At 37.9% G+C, this 18,388-nt stretch carries 16 protein-coding genes and 1 CRISPR repeat array (1 of these 17 only partly in view); of the genes, 6 read left to right on the top strand and 10 right to left on the bottom strand.

Annotated features, from left to right (window positions below; genetic code table 11):
* Positions 1–771: a CRISPR direct-repeat array (repeat unit 32 nt; unit sequence GTCGCATCCTACATGGATGCGTGGATTGAAAT); it reaches 320 nt to the left of the window's first position.
* A gap of 102 nt (positions 772–873) precedes the next feature.
* The 3 genes from PB1_RS10015 (at position 874) to PB1_RS10010 (ending at position 2,749) form a co-directional block, all read left to right on the top strand.
* Positions 874–1,386, top strand: a complete 513-nt coding sequence (locus tag PB1_RS10015) for a type III PLP-dependent enzyme domain-containing protein (RefSeq protein ID WP_274413100.1) — start codon at positions 874–876, stop codon at positions 1,384–1,386.
* Entirely contained in the window at positions 1,370–1,603 is a 234-nt protein-coding gene (locus tag PB1_RS18580) for a hypothetical protein (RefSeq protein WP_274413099.1), read from the top strand. Before PB1_RS10015 ends, PB1_RS18580 begins: the two co-directional genes overlap by 17 nt.
* Positions 1,604–1,765: 162 nt before the next feature.
* A complete protein-coding gene (locus PB1_RS10010) occupies positions 1,766–2,749 on the top strand; it encodes a ketoacyl-ACP synthase III (protein ID WP_004436137.1) in 984 nt (327 codons plus the stop codon).
* A gap of 566 nt (positions 2,750–3,315) precedes the next feature.
* Here PB1_RS10010 and PB1_RS17485 read toward each other — a convergent pair.
* The 8 genes from PB1_RS17485 to PB1_RS09985 all read right to left on the bottom strand — a co-directional run bounded on the left by PB1_RS17485 (position 3,316) and on the right by PB1_RS09985 (position 12,140).
* Complete coding sequence (locus PB1_RS17485) at positions 3,316–3,468, bottom strand: hypothetical protein (RefSeq protein ID WP_004436135.1); 153 nt, start codon at positions 3,466–3,468, stop codon at positions 3,316–3,318.
* 16 nt (positions 3,469–3,484) lie between these two features.
* On the bottom strand, positions 3,485–3,754 hold the full coding sequence (locus tag PB1_RS18575) for a hypothetical protein (RefSeq protein WP_420796300.1): 270 nt from the start codon (positions 3,752–3,754) through the stop codon (positions 3,485–3,487).
* A gap of 25 nt (positions 3,755–3,779) precedes the next feature.
* A complete protein-coding gene (locus tag PB1_RS17480) occupies positions 3,780–3,917 on the bottom strand; it encodes a hypothetical protein (RefSeq protein WP_155816423.1) in 138 nt (45 codons plus the stop codon).
* A gap of 234 nt (positions 3,918–4,151) precedes the next feature.
* Positions 4,152–4,919: a hypothetical protein gene (locus PB1_RS10005; RefSeq protein WP_004436131.1), complete on the bottom strand. Its 768-nt coding sequence runs from the start codon at positions 4,917–4,919 to the stop codon at positions 4,152–4,154.
* Positions 4,920–5,121: 202 nt separating this feature from the next.
* The gene (parC, locus tag PB1_RS10000; protein WP_004436130.1) at positions 5,122–7,575 is read right to left on the bottom strand and encodes a DNA topoisomerase IV subunit A; all 2,454 of its coding nucleotides are present in this window, start codon (positions 7,573–7,575) and stop codon (positions 5,122–5,124) included.
* Positions 7,575–9,557, bottom strand: coding sequence for a DNA topoisomerase IV subunit B (parE, locus tag PB1_RS09995; RefSeq protein ID WP_420796299.1), 1,983 nt, complete (start codon positions 9,555–9,557; stop codon positions 7,575–7,577). Before parE ends, parC begins: the two co-directional genes overlap by 1 nt.
* A gap of 283 nt (positions 9,558–9,840) precedes the next feature.
* Positions 9,841–10,254, bottom strand: a complete 414-nt coding sequence (locus tag PB1_RS09990) for a CoA-binding protein (RefSeq protein ID WP_004436128.1) — start codon at positions 10,252–10,254, stop codon at positions 9,841–9,843.
* Between the two features lie 155 nt (positions 10,255–10,409).
* On the bottom strand, positions 10,410–12,140 hold the full coding sequence (locus PB1_RS09985; protein ID WP_004436126.1) for a glycosyl hydrolase family 18 protein: 1,731 nt from the start codon (positions 12,138–12,140) through the stop codon (positions 10,410–10,412).
* Between the two features lie 319 nt (positions 12,141–12,459).
* Here PB1_RS09985 and PB1_RS09980 point away from each other — a divergent pair, with 319 nt between their 5' ends.
* Entirely contained in the window at positions 12,460–12,963 is a 504-nt protein-coding gene (locus tag PB1_RS09980; RefSeq protein ID WP_004436124.1) for a DoxX family membrane protein, read from the top strand.
* 148 nt (positions 12,964–13,111) lie between these two features.
* Here PB1_RS09980 and PB1_RS09975 read toward each other — a convergent pair whose 3' ends face one another.
* Positions 13,112–13,579 carry a carbon-nitrogen hydrolase family protein gene (locus tag PB1_RS09975; RefSeq protein WP_004436123.1) on the bottom strand — a complete coding sequence of 156 codons (468 nt, stop codon included), beginning with the start codon at positions 13,577–13,579 and terminating at the stop codon, positions 13,112–13,114.
* A gap of 247 nt (positions 13,580–13,826) precedes the next feature.
* Positions 13,827–15,353: an amidase gene (locus PB1_RS09970; protein WP_004436122.1), complete on the bottom strand. Its 1,527-nt coding sequence runs from the start codon at positions 15,351–15,353 to the stop codon at positions 13,827–13,829.
* Positions 15,354–16,386: 1,033 nt separating this feature from the next.
* On the opposite strand from PB1_RS09970, the gene plsY reads away from it, so the two are divergent.
* Together plsY and PB1_RS09960 are read left to right on the top strand one after the other, a co-directional pair.
* Positions 16,387–16,983, top strand: coding sequence for a glycerol-3-phosphate 1-O-acyltransferase PlsY (plsY, locus tag PB1_RS09965; RefSeq protein WP_004436120.1), 597 nt, complete (start codon positions 16,387–16,389; stop codon positions 16,981–16,983).
* A gap of 273 nt (positions 16,984–17,256) precedes the next feature.
* Positions 17,257–18,345: an ATP-binding protein gene (locus PB1_RS09960; RefSeq protein ID WP_004436119.1), complete on the top strand. Its 1,089-nt coding sequence runs from the start codon at positions 17,257–17,259 to the stop codon at positions 18,343–18,345.
* Positions 18,346–18,388: the final 43 nt, after the last annotated feature.

Below are 18,388 nucleotides of genomic sequence, written 5' to 3'. Positions count from 1 at the left end.
TATCGGTCGCATCCTACATGGATGCGTGGATTGAAATATTCACAAAGTAGACCTAACTCAACTAAGCACAAGTCGCATCCTACATGGATGCGTGGATTGAAATGTAATGTGCATTAGGACTTCATAATTGTGAAAGCGTCGCATCCTACATGGATGCGTGGATTGAAATCTGCTGTTCAAGCATGAGTTTGATTGGCTCTTGGGTCGCATCCTACATGGATGCGTGGATTGAAATTTCCGGGAAGTATAGGGGAACTCCATCCGGAACACGTCGCATCCTACATGGATGCGTGGATTGAAATTGATGCTTGCGGAGAGCGATTAGGAAAGAGGATTGAGTCGCATCCTACATGGATGCGTGGATTGAAATATATGCTTATCAATCCTACAAATGAAACATTTTTGCGTCGCTCCTACATGGATGCGTGGATTGAAATTTGAACGTTGAGCGCCACATTCCCGGCTATATCAGTCGCATCCTACATGGATGCGTGGATTGAAATCCGCACCCAATCGTCTTTAATATCGCTCATTGCCCGTCGCATCCTACATGGATGCGTGGATTGAAATTCGGTGAACTCAACGAAAACTCATCGGCTTGCTTGGGGTCGCATCCTACATGGATGCGTGGATTGAAATGATTGGCAACGCTCTGAGCTTAATGGGCTTTCCGGTCGCATCCTACATGGATGCGTGGATTGAAATCAATATGTAAATGACTTTAACAACATGGGATTATGTCGCATCCAACATGGATGCTTGGATTGAAATAAGTGGAACAAGTGATGTCACATTGCCAGTCAAAAAGGGACAAGCGTATCCATTTTACTACGTGTCAATCTCCGAAATTCCGTTCCAAACGCGCAATTGAATATGGCAGGTGTACCAACACAATTTGGAATTGTTGAAATAGCAATCCCTCATGCAATTGCTTTAGCAAAAAGTTTGCCAAACGTAAGGCTTCTCGGTTTTCATTTTCACGCAATATCTAATAACTGCGATTCTAAAACCGACGCAGATTTTATGGACCATTGTTTTGAAACGTCAAAAAGGTGGGGAGCGGAGTGGAACATAGATATTTCCTATTTAAATGTAGGCGGTGGCATCGGAATTAACTACCTTTTTAACTGGGGGGACTTTACGAATCGTTTGGAAAAAACACTTGAAAAACATCGCGACTGCAGTTGGAAGTTACTGTTCGAATGTGGACGCTATATCACTTCTTCTTGCGGATATTATGCAGCGGAGGTATTGGATATTAAACAAAACCATGGCAAATACTTCTGTGTTGTTCGCGGGGGAATCCATCATCTTAGACTCCCGGCGGCTTGGAAACAGAGCCATCCTTTTACAATTGTTCCAATAGAAAGTGTTATACCCCTTTGAACGTCCTGAAGTAAACGAGACGGTCATTACTGTAGCCGGGGAGCTGTGTACTCCTAACGACATTCTTGCAAGAGAAATAGTAGTTCCAAGTGTGCGGGTTGGAGATATTCTTCTCTTCAGTTATGCGGGAGCGTACGGATGGGCTATTTCCCATCATGACTTTCTCAGCCACCCGCATCCAGAACATCTTTACATAGAATCTGACCGTTTGGTGTAACCAAACATGAAGTTCAAGCAATCCTTGATAGAAATGATGCAGGTCATGCATCTTAGAGCGGAAGTATTTTTATACATTTAGGAAATTTCATTAAGAATTATTACCAAGTCATAGGAATAGATGATAAAATAAGTATAAAATATAAAGTGAGGTGATTTTTCTTTGTTTAAATCCAAAGCACGTATTACTGCAATAGGTTCGTATGTTCCTGATAGAAGGTTAACAAACTACGATTTGGAAGAAATAGTTGAAACAAATAATGAATGGATTGTTAAACGAACTGGTATTAAAGAACGAAGAATAGCACATGAAGAAGAGTTCACAAGTGATATAAGTTGTCAAGCTGTAAAGAATTTAATGGAACGATACGATAAATCAGTCGATGATGTTGATATGATTATCGTCTGTACATTTACTCCTGATTTCAAAACTCCGAGCGTAGCTTCTTTAATCCAAGCAAAGTTAGATATTAAGAACACAGGGGCTATTGATTTAAACGCTGCTTGTGCGGGATTTACTTATGGATTGTATGTAGCCAATGGGTTGATAACATCTGGTTTAAACAAGAAAATTCTTGTTATCGGTGCTGATACATTATCTAAAATTACTGACTATACAGACAGAACAACCTGTGTACTATTTGGTGATGGTGGAGGAGCAGTTCTCGTTGAATATGATGAACAACAACCAAGTTTTATTTCTTCACATCTAGGTTCAGAAGGAGAAAGTGGAAATAAGTTATATTGTACAAATCTGTCTAAACGTATGAACGATGAAGACTTAATAAATAGTGGTTATATTGTTCAAAACGGCCGAGAGGTATACAAGTGGGCTGTTACCACCGTACCAAAAGGAATGCAATCTGTTATGAAAAACACTTCAATAGATTTAAAAGATGTTGATTGGTTTGTTCCTCATAGTGCAAATTTAAGAATGATTGAGTCTATATGTGAAAGAAGCGGGTTTCCTATTGAACGGACATTATATAGCTTGGTGGATTATGGAAATACTTCATCAGCAACCATACCATTGTCATTAGATAAAGGTGTACGTGAAGGGAAAATAAGAAATGGTAATAATCTTTTATTATATGGCTTCGGAGGCGGTTTAGCACATGCAGGATTGTTTATCAATTGGAATCTTTAAGGTGAAAATAAAACTTCTTAATAATTTATCTATAAAGACTTTTGTTTAAATAAAGGAAAAACAATAGGGTGGAGCGGAAGAAGCCGCTCTTTTTTGCCTTACCCGTTTACCTTAAAAGTCTGGTTTTCCAAATTCACTTGCTCCTATGGATTTTTTCTAGTTTACATAATATATATTCTCGGAAGTTGGATGCAAAAAAACAATTATTATCTCATCTCCAAAGTATACTAGATAAAATGAGACAGAATGAAATTTTTTAAATGAATGGTTCTTAACTTTTTATTCTTTACATGTCAATAAATTAATGAATTTTTTTAACCAATATTGATGACTGGTAAAAAAATCGATATATACCATTGCTAAATTAGCCAATTCCAACAACAGTAAATCGTATTAATTACGTAATATTTATTTTTCAATCCCTTTCTTTGTTTTATATGTGCACTCCTCTAAGTTGACATAATATAATTATGATGACTATTCTTTCCTGTATTAAACTCCGTGTATTTCTTTTGTTGAATCCCCGAATATTTAGAAAAATAAAAGACGTCTTACATAAAGACGACTTATTTAGTTTCAAATTCAGTTTTCCAATGATCCACAAATTCATTTGGAGTCATTATTTTTAATCCATTAAATTTAAAACTGTGAATTCCACTTTTTTCGTCACTACTAATAATATATTTAGCACGACCAGCTATGCCACATGCTAAAAACATGTCATCATCCGGATCTTTACAATAATTTACAATTTACAGTGAAATATTTTGTATTTACAGACTCAGAATAATAAAAAAAATAAGCAATCTCTTTCAAGTTTGCTAGACTTTGACCGTTTGGAATATTGAACTTATTCATTAATCTCTTAATAGCATACATTAATTCGCCTATTGTTTCTTGTGAAAACAATAGGTGAATTTTACGCTTATACAGAATTTCATCAAAAATGTAATTCACATTTTCATTATCCGCAAACCAATAGTCTGCAAATAGATTGGTATCAATAACTACTTTAGGCTTAGTTATTTCGTTAATTTTTCAAACCCATTGCTTTTTTTGCTTCATCTGCTGTAAAGCCTTTTTCTTTCATGATTTGTTGCATCATTTCTTTTGAACGTTTTACAAATTCAAATACTTCAGGTTCACGAACTACTTGAGATGCTGCCATATCCTTTTCCTCCTTATCACACATATGCTATACACCTCCTTAAAAGTGGTATATAGTATATGTTTTTTTAACCTGATTATACCACAGAAAAATTCTATTGTGGAAGATTTTAGTATAAAAATTCTGTTTAATCATTTGGTAGAGGATAAGAAATATCTTTTATTCAATATTTTCGTGATGGCATTGACCCGCTTACCACATCATATAAAAATTCATCTTTAGCCTGAAATTGACCTATTTTCGCTGCTTTTTATTCATTTCATAAACTTTAGAGTTAACTAAGTTCCATTTTCCGTTTTCATAAAACCAGATTGATTCGACAAATGCGATTCCTTCTGCACTATAAGCCCCACTAACCCTTTGAACGCCGAGTAATCCATATTTATTTTCTTTCACGATAACCGGCTTTAATGTACTATATGGAAATATCATTAACTCCGAAGGTTCATTAAGTTTACCGTTTACATATAATCCAAGCCTGTCATAATCAGCTTTCCTGTCTTTGAGATCAAATGTATACTTTTGGCCAGTCTTATCAACAACTAATGATGCCCAATAATTTTCCTCAAACTGGCTTGTTATGACTAAAGGTTCGGGTACAGTTAAGTCAGTTAAGTTAAAATCTTTTAGAGTATACAAATAATAGTTGGATAAACCGCCGCTTCCTCCGGTAGGGATTGAGATAAATAGATCTTTCACTTGATCATGGTTTAAGTCTTCATATTTTACTTGCGGTTCATATCCGCCTTCTAATTCCACTTTATATTTTTTTCCATTCGAAGCATCGATTTCTAGAAAAATTTCTTTTAAAAAATTTGCCCCTTCTTCAAATGGAATGCCAATGATTGTAACTTTGTCTTTCTTCCCATCGCCTGTCACATCCACCTTTTCTTGTGAAACGGTGATACTCTTTTTTGATTCACCTACTGCGTAGGCGCCCGTAATGGCAGAAAGAGATATTAAAAAGAAAGCGGAAAACGCAAACAGTAATTCTTTTTTCATGTTGATCGCTCCTTTTTGGAATCATACGGTTATCGTTCCTCTTTCTGCCAAAAAACATGCAGAATAACCGAAAATTTTTGATTTCCGAAACTAAAAATGGGACTGACTCAACGTTGATAGGTCAGACCCTTCCATTTGTTTATCGTTGAAGGAAGTTCGATCCTTATGAGTCAGCCCCGTTGTTAATTCAGTTAAATTAATGTTAATTTTTATCAGAAGTTGCTTCCTGCAAAGCCACTGTCTCGATTTTCCAAAGAACTTTCGCATTTCCGGTTTCCGTCACATCAAAAAGGAAAGTTCCATTTGAATAACGGTCACTGTTTCGTAAACTTGAAATATTTATGTTTTCAAGATGACCCTTTTCCGTTTGCACGATAATGTTGTCATCATTTGTAACGATTTCTGCACCGATCACTCGGTGAGGGTTTGATTTTAATTCCCGAAGCATGACTACCCCACGTTTTGCACGTGATCCCGGTTCAAATTCGGTCAATTTCATTTTCTTGATTGCGCCTCGTTGAGTTGCAATGACGACTTCTTCCTCTGATGGCTGTTCAATGATTTTTCCAGCGGCAACGAAATCGCTTTCTTTTAAATTGATTCCTTTTACACCAGCTGCCCGTGCTCCGACGATATTGACTTCTTCTTCATGGAAACGCAGAGCATACCCAAAATGGGTCGCTAAGAAAATTTCTTTACTGCCATCTGTTAAATGAACATCAATGACATGGTCATCTTCTTTCAAATTGATTGCTACCAGCGGTCTTGAATAACGCTGGGCTTTGTAATGCTTTAATTCCGTTTTCTTAACCATCCCGTTTTTCGTTACAAATAACAGATAAGAATCCTCTTCAAAATCTTTTATAGGAATTGCCCGGATAATTTCTTCGTCCCGATCAATTTGGATGAGATTTGCAATATGCTGCCCAAGGTCTTTCCAGCGAATATCAGGAAGTTCATGTACCGGACAATACAAATAGTTGCCTTTATTCGTAAACATAAGCAGAACATCTGTTGTATTCATGAATAACTGGGCAAGCAGACGGTCAGAATCTTTCATAGCCAGGTCTTGGCCATTCGACGCTGCATAGGAACGCTGGCTTGTCCGTTTTACATAGCCTTCCTTTGTTACGGTTACGATGACATCCTCATTTGCAACGAGGACATCTAAATTAATTTTGATTTCTTCAATTTTTTCCTCGATTTTTGTGCGGCGTTCATCTTTGAAACGCTTTTTCACTTCTTTTAATTCTTTTTTAATTACGGAAGAAAGTTTTTTATCACTTTCAAGGATCGCCGTCAGCTCTTCAATTTTCTTTGCCAATTCTTCCGCTTCTTTTTTCAATGCTGTAATATCCGTATTTGTTAACCGGTAGAGCTGCAAGGAAACGATCGCTTCAGCCTGCGGCTCCGTAAATTCAAATTTTGCCATTAAGTTATCTTTGGCATCGCGTTTATCTTTTGATGCACGGATGACAGCGATTACCTCATCGAGGATGGATAATGCCTTCATTAAACCTTCTACAATGTGCTGCCGTTCCTTTGCTTTTTGCAAATCATATTTTGATCTTCGCGTTACGACTTCTTTTTGATGCTCAATATATGCATCAAGAAGCTCCCGAAGTCCCATAAGCTTCGGTCTTTTTTTATGTATAGCAACCATGTTGAAATTATATGGAATTTGCAAATCGCTGTTTTTATAAAGGTAATTCAGAACGCCTTCTGCATCGGCATCTTTTTTGAGTTCAACCACAATCCGCAAACCCGTCCGATCCGTTTCGTCCCGGACTTCAGCAATTCCTTCAACTTTTCGGTCAATGCGGAATTCATCGATTTTTTTCACAAGATTGGCTTTATTCACATCATAAGGAATTTCGGTGATCACTATTTGCTGTCTTCCACCGCGGATATTTTCAATTTCCGCTTTGCCGCGGACAATGATCTTCCCTTTCCCGGTTTCGTATGCTTTTTGGATTCCTTCAACACCTTGAATAATTCCGCCTGTCGGAAAATCAGGACCTTTAATAACCGTCATTAAGTCCTGGACGGTACAATCAGGATTTTCCATTCTCATAATAACCCCGTCAATCACTTCTTCTAGGTGGTGGGGCGGAATATCGGTTGCATAACCGGCGGAAATTCCTGTAGAGCCATTTACTAAAAGATTCGGAAACATCGCCGGAAGAACGGTCGGTTCCTTTGATGTATCATCAAAATTGGGGATAAAGTCTACCGTTTGTTTGTCAATATCCCTTAAAAGTTCAGCTGAAATAGCTGACAGCCTTGCCTCTGTATAACGCATGGCAGCCGGCGGATCGCCGTCAATGCTTCCATTGTTTCCATGCATTTCAATCAAGAGATTCCGCAGCTTCCACTCCTGGCTCATACGCACCATCGCATCATAAACAGATGTATCACCGTGGGGATGATAATTACCGATTACATTCCCGACGGTTTTGGCTGATTTCCGAAACCCTTTATCGTGCGTATTTCCGTCAACGTGCATCGCATACAGGATGCGCCGCTGAACAGGTTTTAAACCGTCTCTTGCATCCGGAAGGGCTCGTTCTTGAATAATGTATTTGCTGTATCTCCCGAATCGGTCGCCCAGCACATCTTCAAGCGGCAAGTCACGAAATTTTTCAACCGTACTCATTATTCAGCAACCTCCTCTGCCACTGAAATATTCTCGTTTTCTAAAATGTTCTCATCATCATCAAGGCCGAAAGCAACGTTATTTTCAATCCATTTTCTCCGTGGTTCAACTTTGTCGCCCATCAAGGTCGTAACCCGGCGTTCTGCACGGGCTGCATCGTCAATCCGGACTCGTATAAGTGTACGAGTTTCCGGATTCATTGTTGTTTCCCACAGCTGGTCGGCATTCATTTCTCCTAAACCTTTATAGCGCTGAATCATATAGCCTTTTCCGACTTTTTTGATTGCGCCTTGAAGTTCTTCATCACTCCATGCATATTCGACCACTTCCTTTTTTCCGGTTCCCTTGCTCACTTTATACAACGGCGGGAGGGCAATAAACACCTTGCCGGCTTCAACGAGCGGCTTCATGTACCGGTAAAAGAAAGTAAGGAGCAGCACCTGGATATGGGCACCATCAGTATCCGCGTCAGTCATGATCACGATTTTATCATAATTTACATCTTCAAGATTAAAGTCGGCGCCTACACCTGCTCCGATTGCATGAATAATCGTATTAATTTCTTCATTTTTGAAGATGTCTTGAAGCTTTGCTTTTTCCGTATTAATGACTTTGCCCCTCAGCGGAAGGACAGCCTGAAAACGGCGGTCCCGCCCTTGCTTGGCAGAACCTCCCGCGGAATCGCCCTCAACAAGATACAATTCATTTTTTTGCGGATTCCTTGATTGCGCCGGGGTTAGTTTACCGGAAAGCATCGCTTCGGAGCGCTTGCGTTTTTTTCCGCTCCGTGCTTCTTCCCTTGCTTTCCTTGCAGCCTCTCTCGCTTGATAAGCTTTGATTGCTTTTTTAATTAACAGTGAACTGATATCCGGATTTTCCTCAAGGAAATAGGAAAGATGTTCGGAAACAACTGCATCAACTGCAGAACGTGCTTCACTCGTCCCCAGCTTTCCTTTTGTTTGCCCTTCAAACTGCAAAAGATTTTCCGGTATCCGAACGGAAATGATTGCGGACAATCCCTCGCGAATATCAGCTCCATCAAGGTTTTTGTCTTTTTCTTTTAACAAACCAACTTTGCGTGCATAATCATTGAAAGCGCGTGTCATGGCAGTTTTTGAACCTGCTTCATGGGTTCCGCCATCTTTTGTGCGGACATTGTTAACGAACGAAAGAACATTTTCCGAATAGCCGTCATTAAATTGAAAAGCAAATTCTACTTCAATCCCATTTTGTTCCCCTTCAAAACTGATAACAGGATGTAGAACATCTTTTTCTTCATTCAAGTATTCAACAAATGCTTTAATCCCTGTCTCATAGTGGAACACATCCAGAAAATCATTGCGTTCATCTAAGATTTCGATCTTTAAACCCTTCAATAAAAAAGCAGATTCGCGCAGCCGCTCGCATAAGGTTTCATAGTTGAATGTTGTCGTAGTAAAAATATCGGGATCCGGCTTAAAGTGGATTGTCGTTCCCGTCTGGTTTGTTTTTCCAATTTTCTCCAAAGTGGTTACAGGTTTACCGCCATTTTCAAATCGCTGTTTATAGACAAAACCGTCTCTTTTTATCGTTACTTCAAGCCATTCAGACAGTGCATTTACGACAGATGCACCGACACCGTGCAGCCCGCCGCTCGTCTTGTATCCACCCTGACCAAATTTACCGCCCGCATGAAGAACAGTTAATATTACTTCAGGGGTAGGCTTGCCCAGTTTATGCATCCCGGTCGGCATTCCTCTCCCCTTATCAACAACACTGATTGAGTTATCTTTATGTATTTTCACGATGATATGGTCGCCATAACCGGCAAGAGCTTCATCGACTGCATTATCCACTATTTCATATACTAAGTGATGAAGACCGCGGCCATCAGTGCTGCCAATGTACATTCCCGGTCTTTTTCGAACAGCCTCTAAGCCTTCCAGTACTTGTATGGCATCATCGTTGTAATCAAAAGCATGCTGATTTCTTGACACGTACATACCCCTTTCACTACTTGCAAACACATTTCAATGATTCTCGTTATCGAACATCTGAAAATGTATTCGGTTTCACATAAACATATTCCTTTTAAATCATGGAAAAATATATTAAAGGAACATGTGTTCTCATTTCTATTTTATCATATATTCCCGAAACGTCTATGCTTTATTGTATCGTTTTATTTCAATTTGGCAAATCGTTCTTTGGAAAAGCGGGAGTGATCGTTTAGCCCCGAAACAAAAAAAGGGTCAGACCCTGATGAGTCAGCCCCTTGCTTTATGTTTATTTTGTCAACGCATGCTCTACTTTGATGCAGCGATCCATGATAACTGTATAACCCTTTTCTTTTAATAATTCATATGCTTCTTCATTTACCACGCCTAACTGTGCCCAGAACACATCTGCGTCAATTTCGGTAAATTCCTTTGCAATTTCCGGCAAATATTCAGAACGCCGAAAAACGTCAACAATATCAACATGTCCCTCGATGTCTTTTAAGGAAGGTACGGCTTTGATACCGAACACTTCATCTACATTCGGATTGACCGGTATGATTTCATAACCGGCATTTTTCATCGCTTCTGCAACCATATAAGAAGTTCGTTCAGGTTTATCGCTTAATCCCACTACTGCAATTCGTTTTGCTTTTTTCAATATATCCCTTATTTCTTCTCTGCTTGGATTCTCAATCTGCATAATAATGACTCCTTTTCTTATGCTTCCGTAAAAAGGGAAGGCGTTTACATTTACAATTCTATTCTAACCAACTTTCATTTTTTCATCTAAAAAATGCTTTGCAGATTCTTTCGAGAAGGTCTAATCTTAAAGTGGGATAGAAGCGATTTTTGTATTTATTTTTTTGTAACATTGGTCTGTTGCTTAATATTTAATGCTGACCATGCTTTCTCATTAGCAAAAAATCTGGACCAGCTTGCTACTCCGGCCAAATTATATTTTCTGGCTAGCTCTGACCTCTTTTTTAAGGAATGTTCATCTTCAATCCAAATTTTATACGTCGCTTTTTCTTTTTCAGAATCATATTCCGCATAATTTTGACCTGTGGATGGATCATATTTTGGCTGCACTTTATTCGCATCAAGCCATTCTTTCACTTTATCCATTGATAATGCTTTGGAGGTAAGCTTTGTTATGCCGTTATTAAGGTGCTGTTCTTTCCAAAGTCTTGAATATAATGGCACTCCAAGAATTAATTTTTCGCTTGGAACAATCTCCAATAACTTCTTAAGATTTTCCTCTACCCACGGAAGGCTTGCAACACTTCCTGCTACAGGAGAAGTTGCCCAATGCTCATCATATGTCATTACTATTAAATAATCGACAAGATCGGCCAGTTTATCCCTTTCATAAAATGCAGACCAGTTTCCTCCGGCGATAAACGTAATATCCATTGAAACGATTAATCCTGCATCATGAAAAAACGGAACTGCTTCCCTAACAAATTGTGTTACAAGTGGTCCGTCTTCTTCATTTACATTTTCTATATCAAGATTGATTCCGTCTAATTGATACATTTTACTATAATGAAGAAGCTGGCGAATGATGGTTTGCCTTGTTTCATAGTCTTTAAAAGCTGCTTTTGTAAGTTTTGGATCGAATGCATTTGAAAACAGTCCCCACACTTGATATTTTCGTTTTTTTGCCCACTTGACGTAATCTATAGAGCCGAGATTCTTTACTGATCCGGTTTCAGAAGCAAGCTCAAACCAAGTTGGGGCCACGACATTTACGCCGGGCATAGGCGGAATTCGATCTGTGTCGGGATTTTTTTCATAAACAGCTTCCCATGTTAATTGAACAGGTCCATTTATTTTTGGCAATACTGCTTCTTTTTGTTCCCTCTTTACCGTGATTGTGAAAGTTTCTTTTTCCTTAACTAAGTCTTTACGAATATAGCCCGCTTCTCCTGTTTTTTTCCGTACAAAATAGTAGTCTTCCTTTTTTTGTTCGATAAAGACAGATTCATTCAATTTTGTCTCAGCAGTATACGGGCTTAGGAGATTTGGTTCCGTTCTGAGGCGGAGTTTTTCAGTTTGTACATCTTCGTTTGTGATGGTTCCTTTTTTTATTGTTTCTCCAACTTTTTGGATCCAAATCGCCCCGCTTTCATTGAGAATCCGGTATTGGAGCGGATAAAAAGGCAATATGGTATCAAGCGACAAATAGAGTTCTCCTTTATTTGATATTGTTGGTGACAAGTGCAGTTTGACAGGCTTTTGATTGATAAAATACGTCAAAGATTCAGAGGGCATTTGAACGACTTTATCTGCTGTTGTGATGATCACTGAGTTTGATTTTTCATCATACGCAATCGATTCATCTATCTTTTTTAATAGGGAAAGCGGTATATAAATGATGCTTTTTTCAATCATTGCATTCCCGGCCTGTTTTCCTTGAAAAATAATCGGGTTCTTACCGGTGAAATATTCTTCTTTGACCGGTGAAGCAAAAGGATAGAAGATTAGTAGAATGCTTGAAATAATCAGAAAGAATGCCAGAAATAATCCTGCCAAAATCCATTTCTTCGGAACTGTTTTTTGCCTTTCGTATTCAACTCTAGCCAAATTCAACTCCTCCCTGCTTCTATCCTAAAGAATCTCTCTGGAAATGAAAAGGAATTATTTCATAAATTATTCCCCTTCACTTTAACGCGTTACCACTTAAACAAAGAGCGGGTCTGACCCTCACCGCTTTAACGCGTTAACGCAGAGCGGGTTTGGATCATGGTCAAGACTTATCCTATACGAACTATGCAGGTAACATATGGTTATTTGTGGTATTAATTTCCCATCTGCAAGATAGTTCAAAGTACCGTTGAAGTTATTTTTTAAGATTTTATAATTGATAACGAAAATCATTATTAATAAATAAGGGGTGTAAATATTGTTTATCCAGTTTCTGAAAGTAAATCCACATGTGAAATACTTATTAACGCTTATCCGAATTTACCTGGGATGGACCTGGTTAAAAGCCGGATTTGGAAAAATCACGGAGGGAAAATTTGATGCTTCCGGTTTTCTAAAAGGGGCTTTATCTAAAACAACAGGAGAACATCCTGCAGTTCAGGGGTGGTGGGGAAATTTTATTGAAACAATAGCTCTGCCAAATGTTGAATTTTTTAATATTTTAGTTCCATGGGGCGAGTTTCTCGTCGGCCTGGCTCTACTTTTAGGATTGTTTACTACATTTGCGACTTTGATGGGAGTAATCATGAACTTTTCTTATATGTTTTCAGGGACTACCAGCACTAATCCTCAAATGTTATTATTAGAAATTATTATTTTAATCGCTGGATTTAATGCTGCAAAAATTGGTGTCGATTATTGGATCCTCCCTTTTGTAAAAGAAAAATTTCTTAATCGTGAGCCACAGAACTTAACTACTTAAAACAAAAAAAGAGGGCTGGCGGGTCTGGCTCAAAAGCTAAGCACCAGACCTGACTGCCCCTGAAATAACTGAAGGATTCCTTCTTCAGTATCAAATTATTAGCGAACAACGCAATGCAAAATGTATTACTTCCACGTATTAATAAGTATTATGAACTACTTGTTACTAATTTAGACTCTCTCTCCTCCACCTTTTCCAAAATTTTTTCTAATTTTTCAAGCGGCACCTCTGTGCTTTCTGAAATATTTTTCAAATCTTGATAGGAAAGTCCACGCGAGCTACGGAGAAGACTCTTTTGTTCATGATCATGTAACAATATTTTTACAGCATCTGGTCTTGAATAATGACCCAATCCGTCAAACACAACTTTCGCTGCATTAAGTTCATTCGCATGACAATCAGCGTAGACAATCGTATCCTCGTTATAAACTGGTCCTGCGATATATTCACCAAATGGATTTACAATAGCGGCGCCAACTACAGCCCAACTAAAATCCATCTCTGGACTATCGATAAAATGCTTATGTTCAGGTTCAAAGTCTTGTTCTCTTAATAAACCGGCTGCGCTGATAACAAAGCTTGCTGAATCAAACAACCCTGTCCTAAAAGTAACCATGATAGATAAGTCTTCTAGTAAAAAAAGCGTATTCTCTGATGAAGTTTTCTGCTTAAGTTAAAACTGATCGGGTTTAGAGGAAGAGGTCAAATCGATCTTCCACCTGCCCCCCTACGATCATCTACTTATAAGCAATTCTTTTTTCATTTTCCATTTGGCGTGCGATACTAATGTCCTTACTCTCATCTTTCGTTTCAACACTTTACACAAGAACCTTAAGAAATACCTTTAATCCCAATTGTACTTTTTATGCATGTGAAGCTATACGTTCATGTGTATACTGAAAAGCATGAGCAACACGTAAAACAGTGTCATCTTCTCCATGTCTTCCAACGATCATCATCCCGACAGGCAGCCCCTCGGATTTTCCACACGGGACGTTCATTGCTGGGTGTCCTGTAACATTGAATGGTGCAGTATTATGAATCATTTCTAAAGCTCTCGTAATAATTTCTTCTCTTGAAGCATCTGGAGAAGGAATTTTTGTCGCCTTCATCGGTATAGTAGGCATAATCAGAACGTCATATATTTTTAGTGCGTTATCATAAGCTTGTTTTAATTTTCGAGCTAGGTTTTGTGCGATAGCATAATATTTCCCGTTATATTGATCCTGCATATTTTGTCCAAGCAACATTGTCATTTTAACTGTTTCAGAAAATTCATTTGCTCTTATTTTGCGCGCTTTACCATAAGCATCTAGAAGTTTAGTACTATAGTGCCCCTTCCAATTCGTTCCCATGCCATTTTCTTTGACCATTAAGGAGGTAAGCCCCTCTATACCAATCCCATTCCAAATGTGAATACCATCCCGATGCATTGGAATAGATACATCTTCCACTGTCGCTCCGCTATTTTCCAAAGAATAGGCAGCTTCTCTCACTAAATGATCTACATCCTCCTCGGACAGCCCGTCCCAACCAAAGCCTTCCTTTACGATTCCGATTTTTATGTCCTTAGCATGACCAACAAGTGCTTCTGTGTATGGTTTCACTTCTAAAACCGACTGCCTTGGATCTAAGCCATCTTCACCTGCTATCACTTCAAGCAACAAAGCGACATCCTCAACAGTTTTAGCAATAGGTCCAGTGTGATCTAGCGTCTGTTCAATCGGAAAAATCCCTGTATATGGAACAAGTCCGTATGTAGGTTTTAGACCATATACACCGGACCAACAGCTTGGCATCCGAATAGATCCACCTTGGTCACCCCCTATTGCCATGTCAACTTCACCTGCTGCAACTAATACTGCACATCCACTAGAAGAACCACCTGATGATCTAGTAGGGTCGTGTGGATTTAAAACAGGTCCTGTTGCAGAAGTATGACTGCCTCCAGATAAGCACAAATCTTCGCAAACAGCTTTGCCAACAATTTCTCCACCAGCATCAAGTATCCTAGTTACAATAGTAGCGTCTTCGTCAGGTACAAAACCTTCTAGAATTGCTGAACCATTCATCATAGGAACACCTGCTAGACTTATATTATCTTTTAAAACTATTGTTTTTCCTGCTAATTTTCCAGTACTTTTTCCTTTTATACTAGTTTTCCAATACCATGCATTGTACGAGTTTTCTTCAACACCTGGGCGATACCCTGGAGTGCGCGGATATTTTACTGGGAGACTAGGTTCAACAAGCTGATTTAAACGATTGTAGGATTCAAGTGCACCTTTCATTGATTCTTGATATGAAGATAGTTCATCAGTCGTGAGAGTAAGATTAAACTCCTCTGCAATTTTTTTTAATTGTTCAATCGTTGGTTTTTTAACAGCCATCCGTTTTCCTCCATTCTACTATTTTATATTTAAAACTAAGGTAACTGCCTAAAAGTCGTTTTCCCCTGCTTCTTTAATTCATTTATAAGCTACTTCAATAGACTTTTCTTTGTTGAAGACAACAAAAACGAATTTGTTTAACTTTACCTTCTGATTTTTGCTATAACTGCTTTTTCCTCCTTTTTATTATGTAAAAATTTATAACATCGAATCTATATGTATTGTTACATCAATACGGAATTTGCGCCATTATTTTGTTAGATAATTTGACGAATAATCGGGATCTTTCCAGTGAAATATTCTTCTTTTACCGATGAAGCAAAAGGTTAGAAGAATTATTTAAAACAAAAAAGAGGGGCTTGCGGGTCTGGCTCAAAAGCTAAGCGCCAGACCTGACTGCCCCTGAAATAACTGAAGGATTCCTTCTTCAGTATCAAATTATTAGCGAACAACACAATGCAAAATGTATTAAATACACGTATATAAAAGTATTATGAACTACTTATCAGGACTCTCTCCTCCCTTTTTCCATAATTTTTTCTAATTTTTCAAGAAGTACTTTTGTGCTTTCATTAATGATACTTTCACCTCCTTTATTTTATATGTATTGTTACATGAAACTAGAGTCCGTACCATTATTTTGTCAGACAACCTAACATAATTTTTTGAATTTTTAAAGTATATTTTTCACGTAAAGAAAGTTACAAAGAAATTGCAGTTGTTTTCCTGTATGTAAAAATAATGAAGAAAATTGATCATTATCGGTTATCTAAGTATTAGGAACTGGTTCAAATGGTTTTAACGCGTTAACTCTTTAACACAGAGCGGGTCTGGCCCTCAGTGCTTTAACGCGTTAACACAGAGCGGGTCTGGCCCTCATTGCTTTAACGCGTTAACACAGAGCGGGTCTGGCCCTCGTTGCTTTAACGCGTTAACGCAGAGCGGGTCTGGCCCCCATAATAAATGGTTTTTCTAAATCCATGTCCGTGATACAATAAAAACACGACTAGACAAAATTGAAGGAGAAGTATTCATGGCAGTTTATGGACTCATTGTTATTCTAGCTTATTTGCTCGGATCCATTCCCTCAGGGTTAATTGTTGGAAAGGTATTTTACAGAATCGATATTCGGGAGCATGGGAGCGGAAATCTCGGGGGGACGAACACATTTCGCACACTGGGGGTTAAAGCGGGACTTGCAGTTACGATTGCAGATATTTTGAAAGGCACATTAGCAGCATCCCTTCCTCATATCTTTGGTTCAGACTTTCATGTACTAGCTGCTGGCGTATTTGCCGTAATCGGACATATGTATCCTGTTTTTGCGGGCTTAAGAGGCGGGAAGGCAGTTGCTACGTCCGGCGGGGTGCTTTTATTTTATGCACCAATTATGTTTTTAATCATTTTAGCGGCCTTTTTCATCAGCTTATTCATGACAAAATACGTTTCCCTTTCTTCTATGATAGCAGCCGTTACAGCGATCATTTATTCTTTCATAGACGGAGACATTCCTCTCATCATTGTTGTGATGATTCTATCTTCCTTTGTTTTTTACCGCCACCGCGCAAATATTAAACGAATTATGAACAAAACCGAGCCAAAAGTAAAATTGTTTACAAAAAAGGACTAATTAAACGGTCCTTTTTTCTTTTTTCGCCCTTTTTTGAATGTTCAAAAAATTTTTTTCGAGAATTATTGATAAGAAATGGTTTATTTTGCTAAAATATAAAAAAACAGTTCCATTTCCATCTTAATCTATATTTTTTTATCAAATTTTGTTTTAAATGTAGCATATATTCCAATAATTCTAAATATGATAAAGCAGGTTCTTGCAATTAATGTGAGTATGAACATACCATTAACTGCAAAATCGAAAGATATTTTAAGACAAGGATGATTTGGTATGACATTAAATAATAACCTGTTAAAAAATTTGCCTTTTCCGTATTTTGTAATTGACCGGAACTTCAAGATTCTTTTTCAGTCAAACAATTCCCTTGAAGTATTCTCTTCTGAAAAAAATTTTCTTGAACTTGCCGACGAATCTTCACGAAAGAAATTAAGAAATTTCTTATCTGACACCAATGACTCTCATTATTTAAACATTTGTATGCTAAAGAAAAATTTGAAAGCATTTTCAGTCCGTCTATATAAATTACGATCAGACAATGAATTCCATTTATTTTGTTTTCCTTTTGAGCTTGACTCAGACGATCGATTACAAGTTGACTCTTTATGCCAAAAATATGACAATGAAATGAATATTCAAGTAATAAAAGAAGTTCTTCCTAATAACGATTATTTTGCGTCGATTGGGAAGCTTGCGGCCGGTATCGTGCATGAAATTAGGAATCCGCTTACAGCTGTAAAAGGATTTATCCAGCTGCTAAAGCCTTATTTATCAGAAATAGGCAAAGAATTTTACGCCGATGTTGCCCTTGAGGAAATCAACCGGACAAATGAAATTATTTTTGAATTCTTAAATAATGCGAAACCAAACGATCGCATGAAACAGCCTGCGCATTTAAATAAGATTATTAAGGATGTAGTCATTTTATATAAGAGTGAAGCTATCTTAAGAAATATTAAAATTACAGTTGAATACGATGAGAAGGATACTGTGCTGCAAATAGAAGAAAAGCAATTAAAGCATATATTAACAAATATTTTGAATAATGCGATCGAAGCACTCAATAACCGAGAAAACTGCGTCCAGGGTTTCATTCATATTGCAGCAGAATCATTTGAAAACCATTCAGTTATTACTATTGAAGATAATGGGTGTGGAATGAGTAAGGAAACACTGGAACGTTTGTTTCTTCCTTTTTATTCAACTAAAGAAAATGGAACCGGGATTGGAATGCCCTTGTGTAAAAAAATTATTGAGGATAACGGCGGGCAAATCGAAATCTCCAGTACTGAGAATATAGGAACTAGCATCAAAATCGTTTTGCCGGTTGTTCGGGAGGCTAAATTGACGTCAATTGTTTAAATAATAAAAGATAATTAGATGTACCAAATCAAAATATGTCTCA

Origin of the sequence: Bacillus methanolicus PB1, from assembly GCF_000262755.1 — a bacterium.
Classification (GTDB): domain Bacteria; phylum Bacillota; class Bacilli; order Bacillales; family Cytobacillaceae; genus Bacillus_Z; species Bacillus_Z methanolicus.
The sequence above is the reverse complement of the archived record's forward strand: the minus strand, read 5'-3'. Positions and strand labels throughout refer to the sequence as shown.

What these genes read in the sequence shown, in the direction of transcription:
- PB1_RS10015 (WP_274413100.1), top strand. Translation starts at nt 874, where the DNA reads ATGGCAGGTGTACCAACACAATTTGGAATTGTTGAAATAGCAATCCCT.
- PB1_RS17485 (WP_004436135.1), bottom strand. Translation starts at nt 3,468, where the DNA reads ATGTTTTTAGCATGTGGCATAGCTGGTCGTGCTAAATATATTATTAGT.
- PB1_RS17480 (WP_155816423.1), bottom strand. Translation starts at nt 3,917, where the DNA reads ATGGCAGCATCTCAAGTAGTTCGTGAACCTGAAGTATTTGAATTTGTA.
- PB1_RS10005 (WP_004436131.1), bottom strand. Translation starts at nt 4,919, where the DNA reads ATGAAAAAAGAATTACTGTTTGCGTTTTCCGCTTTCTTTTTAATATCT.
- parC (WP_004436130.1), bottom strand. Translation starts at nt 7,575, where the DNA reads ATGAGTACGGTTGAAAAATTTCGTGACTTGCCGCTTGAAGATGTGCTG.
- parE (WP_420796299.1), bottom strand. Translation starts at nt 9,557, where the DNA reads ATGTACGTGTCAAGAAATCAGCATGCTTTTGATTACAACGATGATGCC.
- PB1_RS09990 (WP_004436128.1), bottom strand. Translation starts at nt 10,254, where the DNA reads ATGCAGATTGAGAATCCAAGCAGAGAAGAAATAAGGGATATATTGAAA.
- PB1_RS09975 (WP_004436123.1), bottom strand. Translation starts at nt 13,579, where the DNA reads ATGGTTACTTTTAGGACAGGGTTGTTTGATTCAGCAAGCTTTGTTATC.
- PB1_RS09970 (WP_004436122.1), bottom strand. Translation starts at nt 15,353, where the DNA reads ATGGCTGTTAAAAAACCAACGATTGAACAATTAAAAAAAATTGCAGAG.
- plsY (WP_004436120.1), top strand. Translation starts at nt 16,387, where the DNA reads ATGGCAGTTTATGGACTCATTGTTATTCTAGCTTATTTGCTCGGATCC.
- PB1_RS09960 (WP_004436119.1), top strand. Translation starts at nt 17,257, where the DNA reads ATGACATTAAATAATAACCTGTTAAAAAATTTGCCTTTTCCGTATTTT.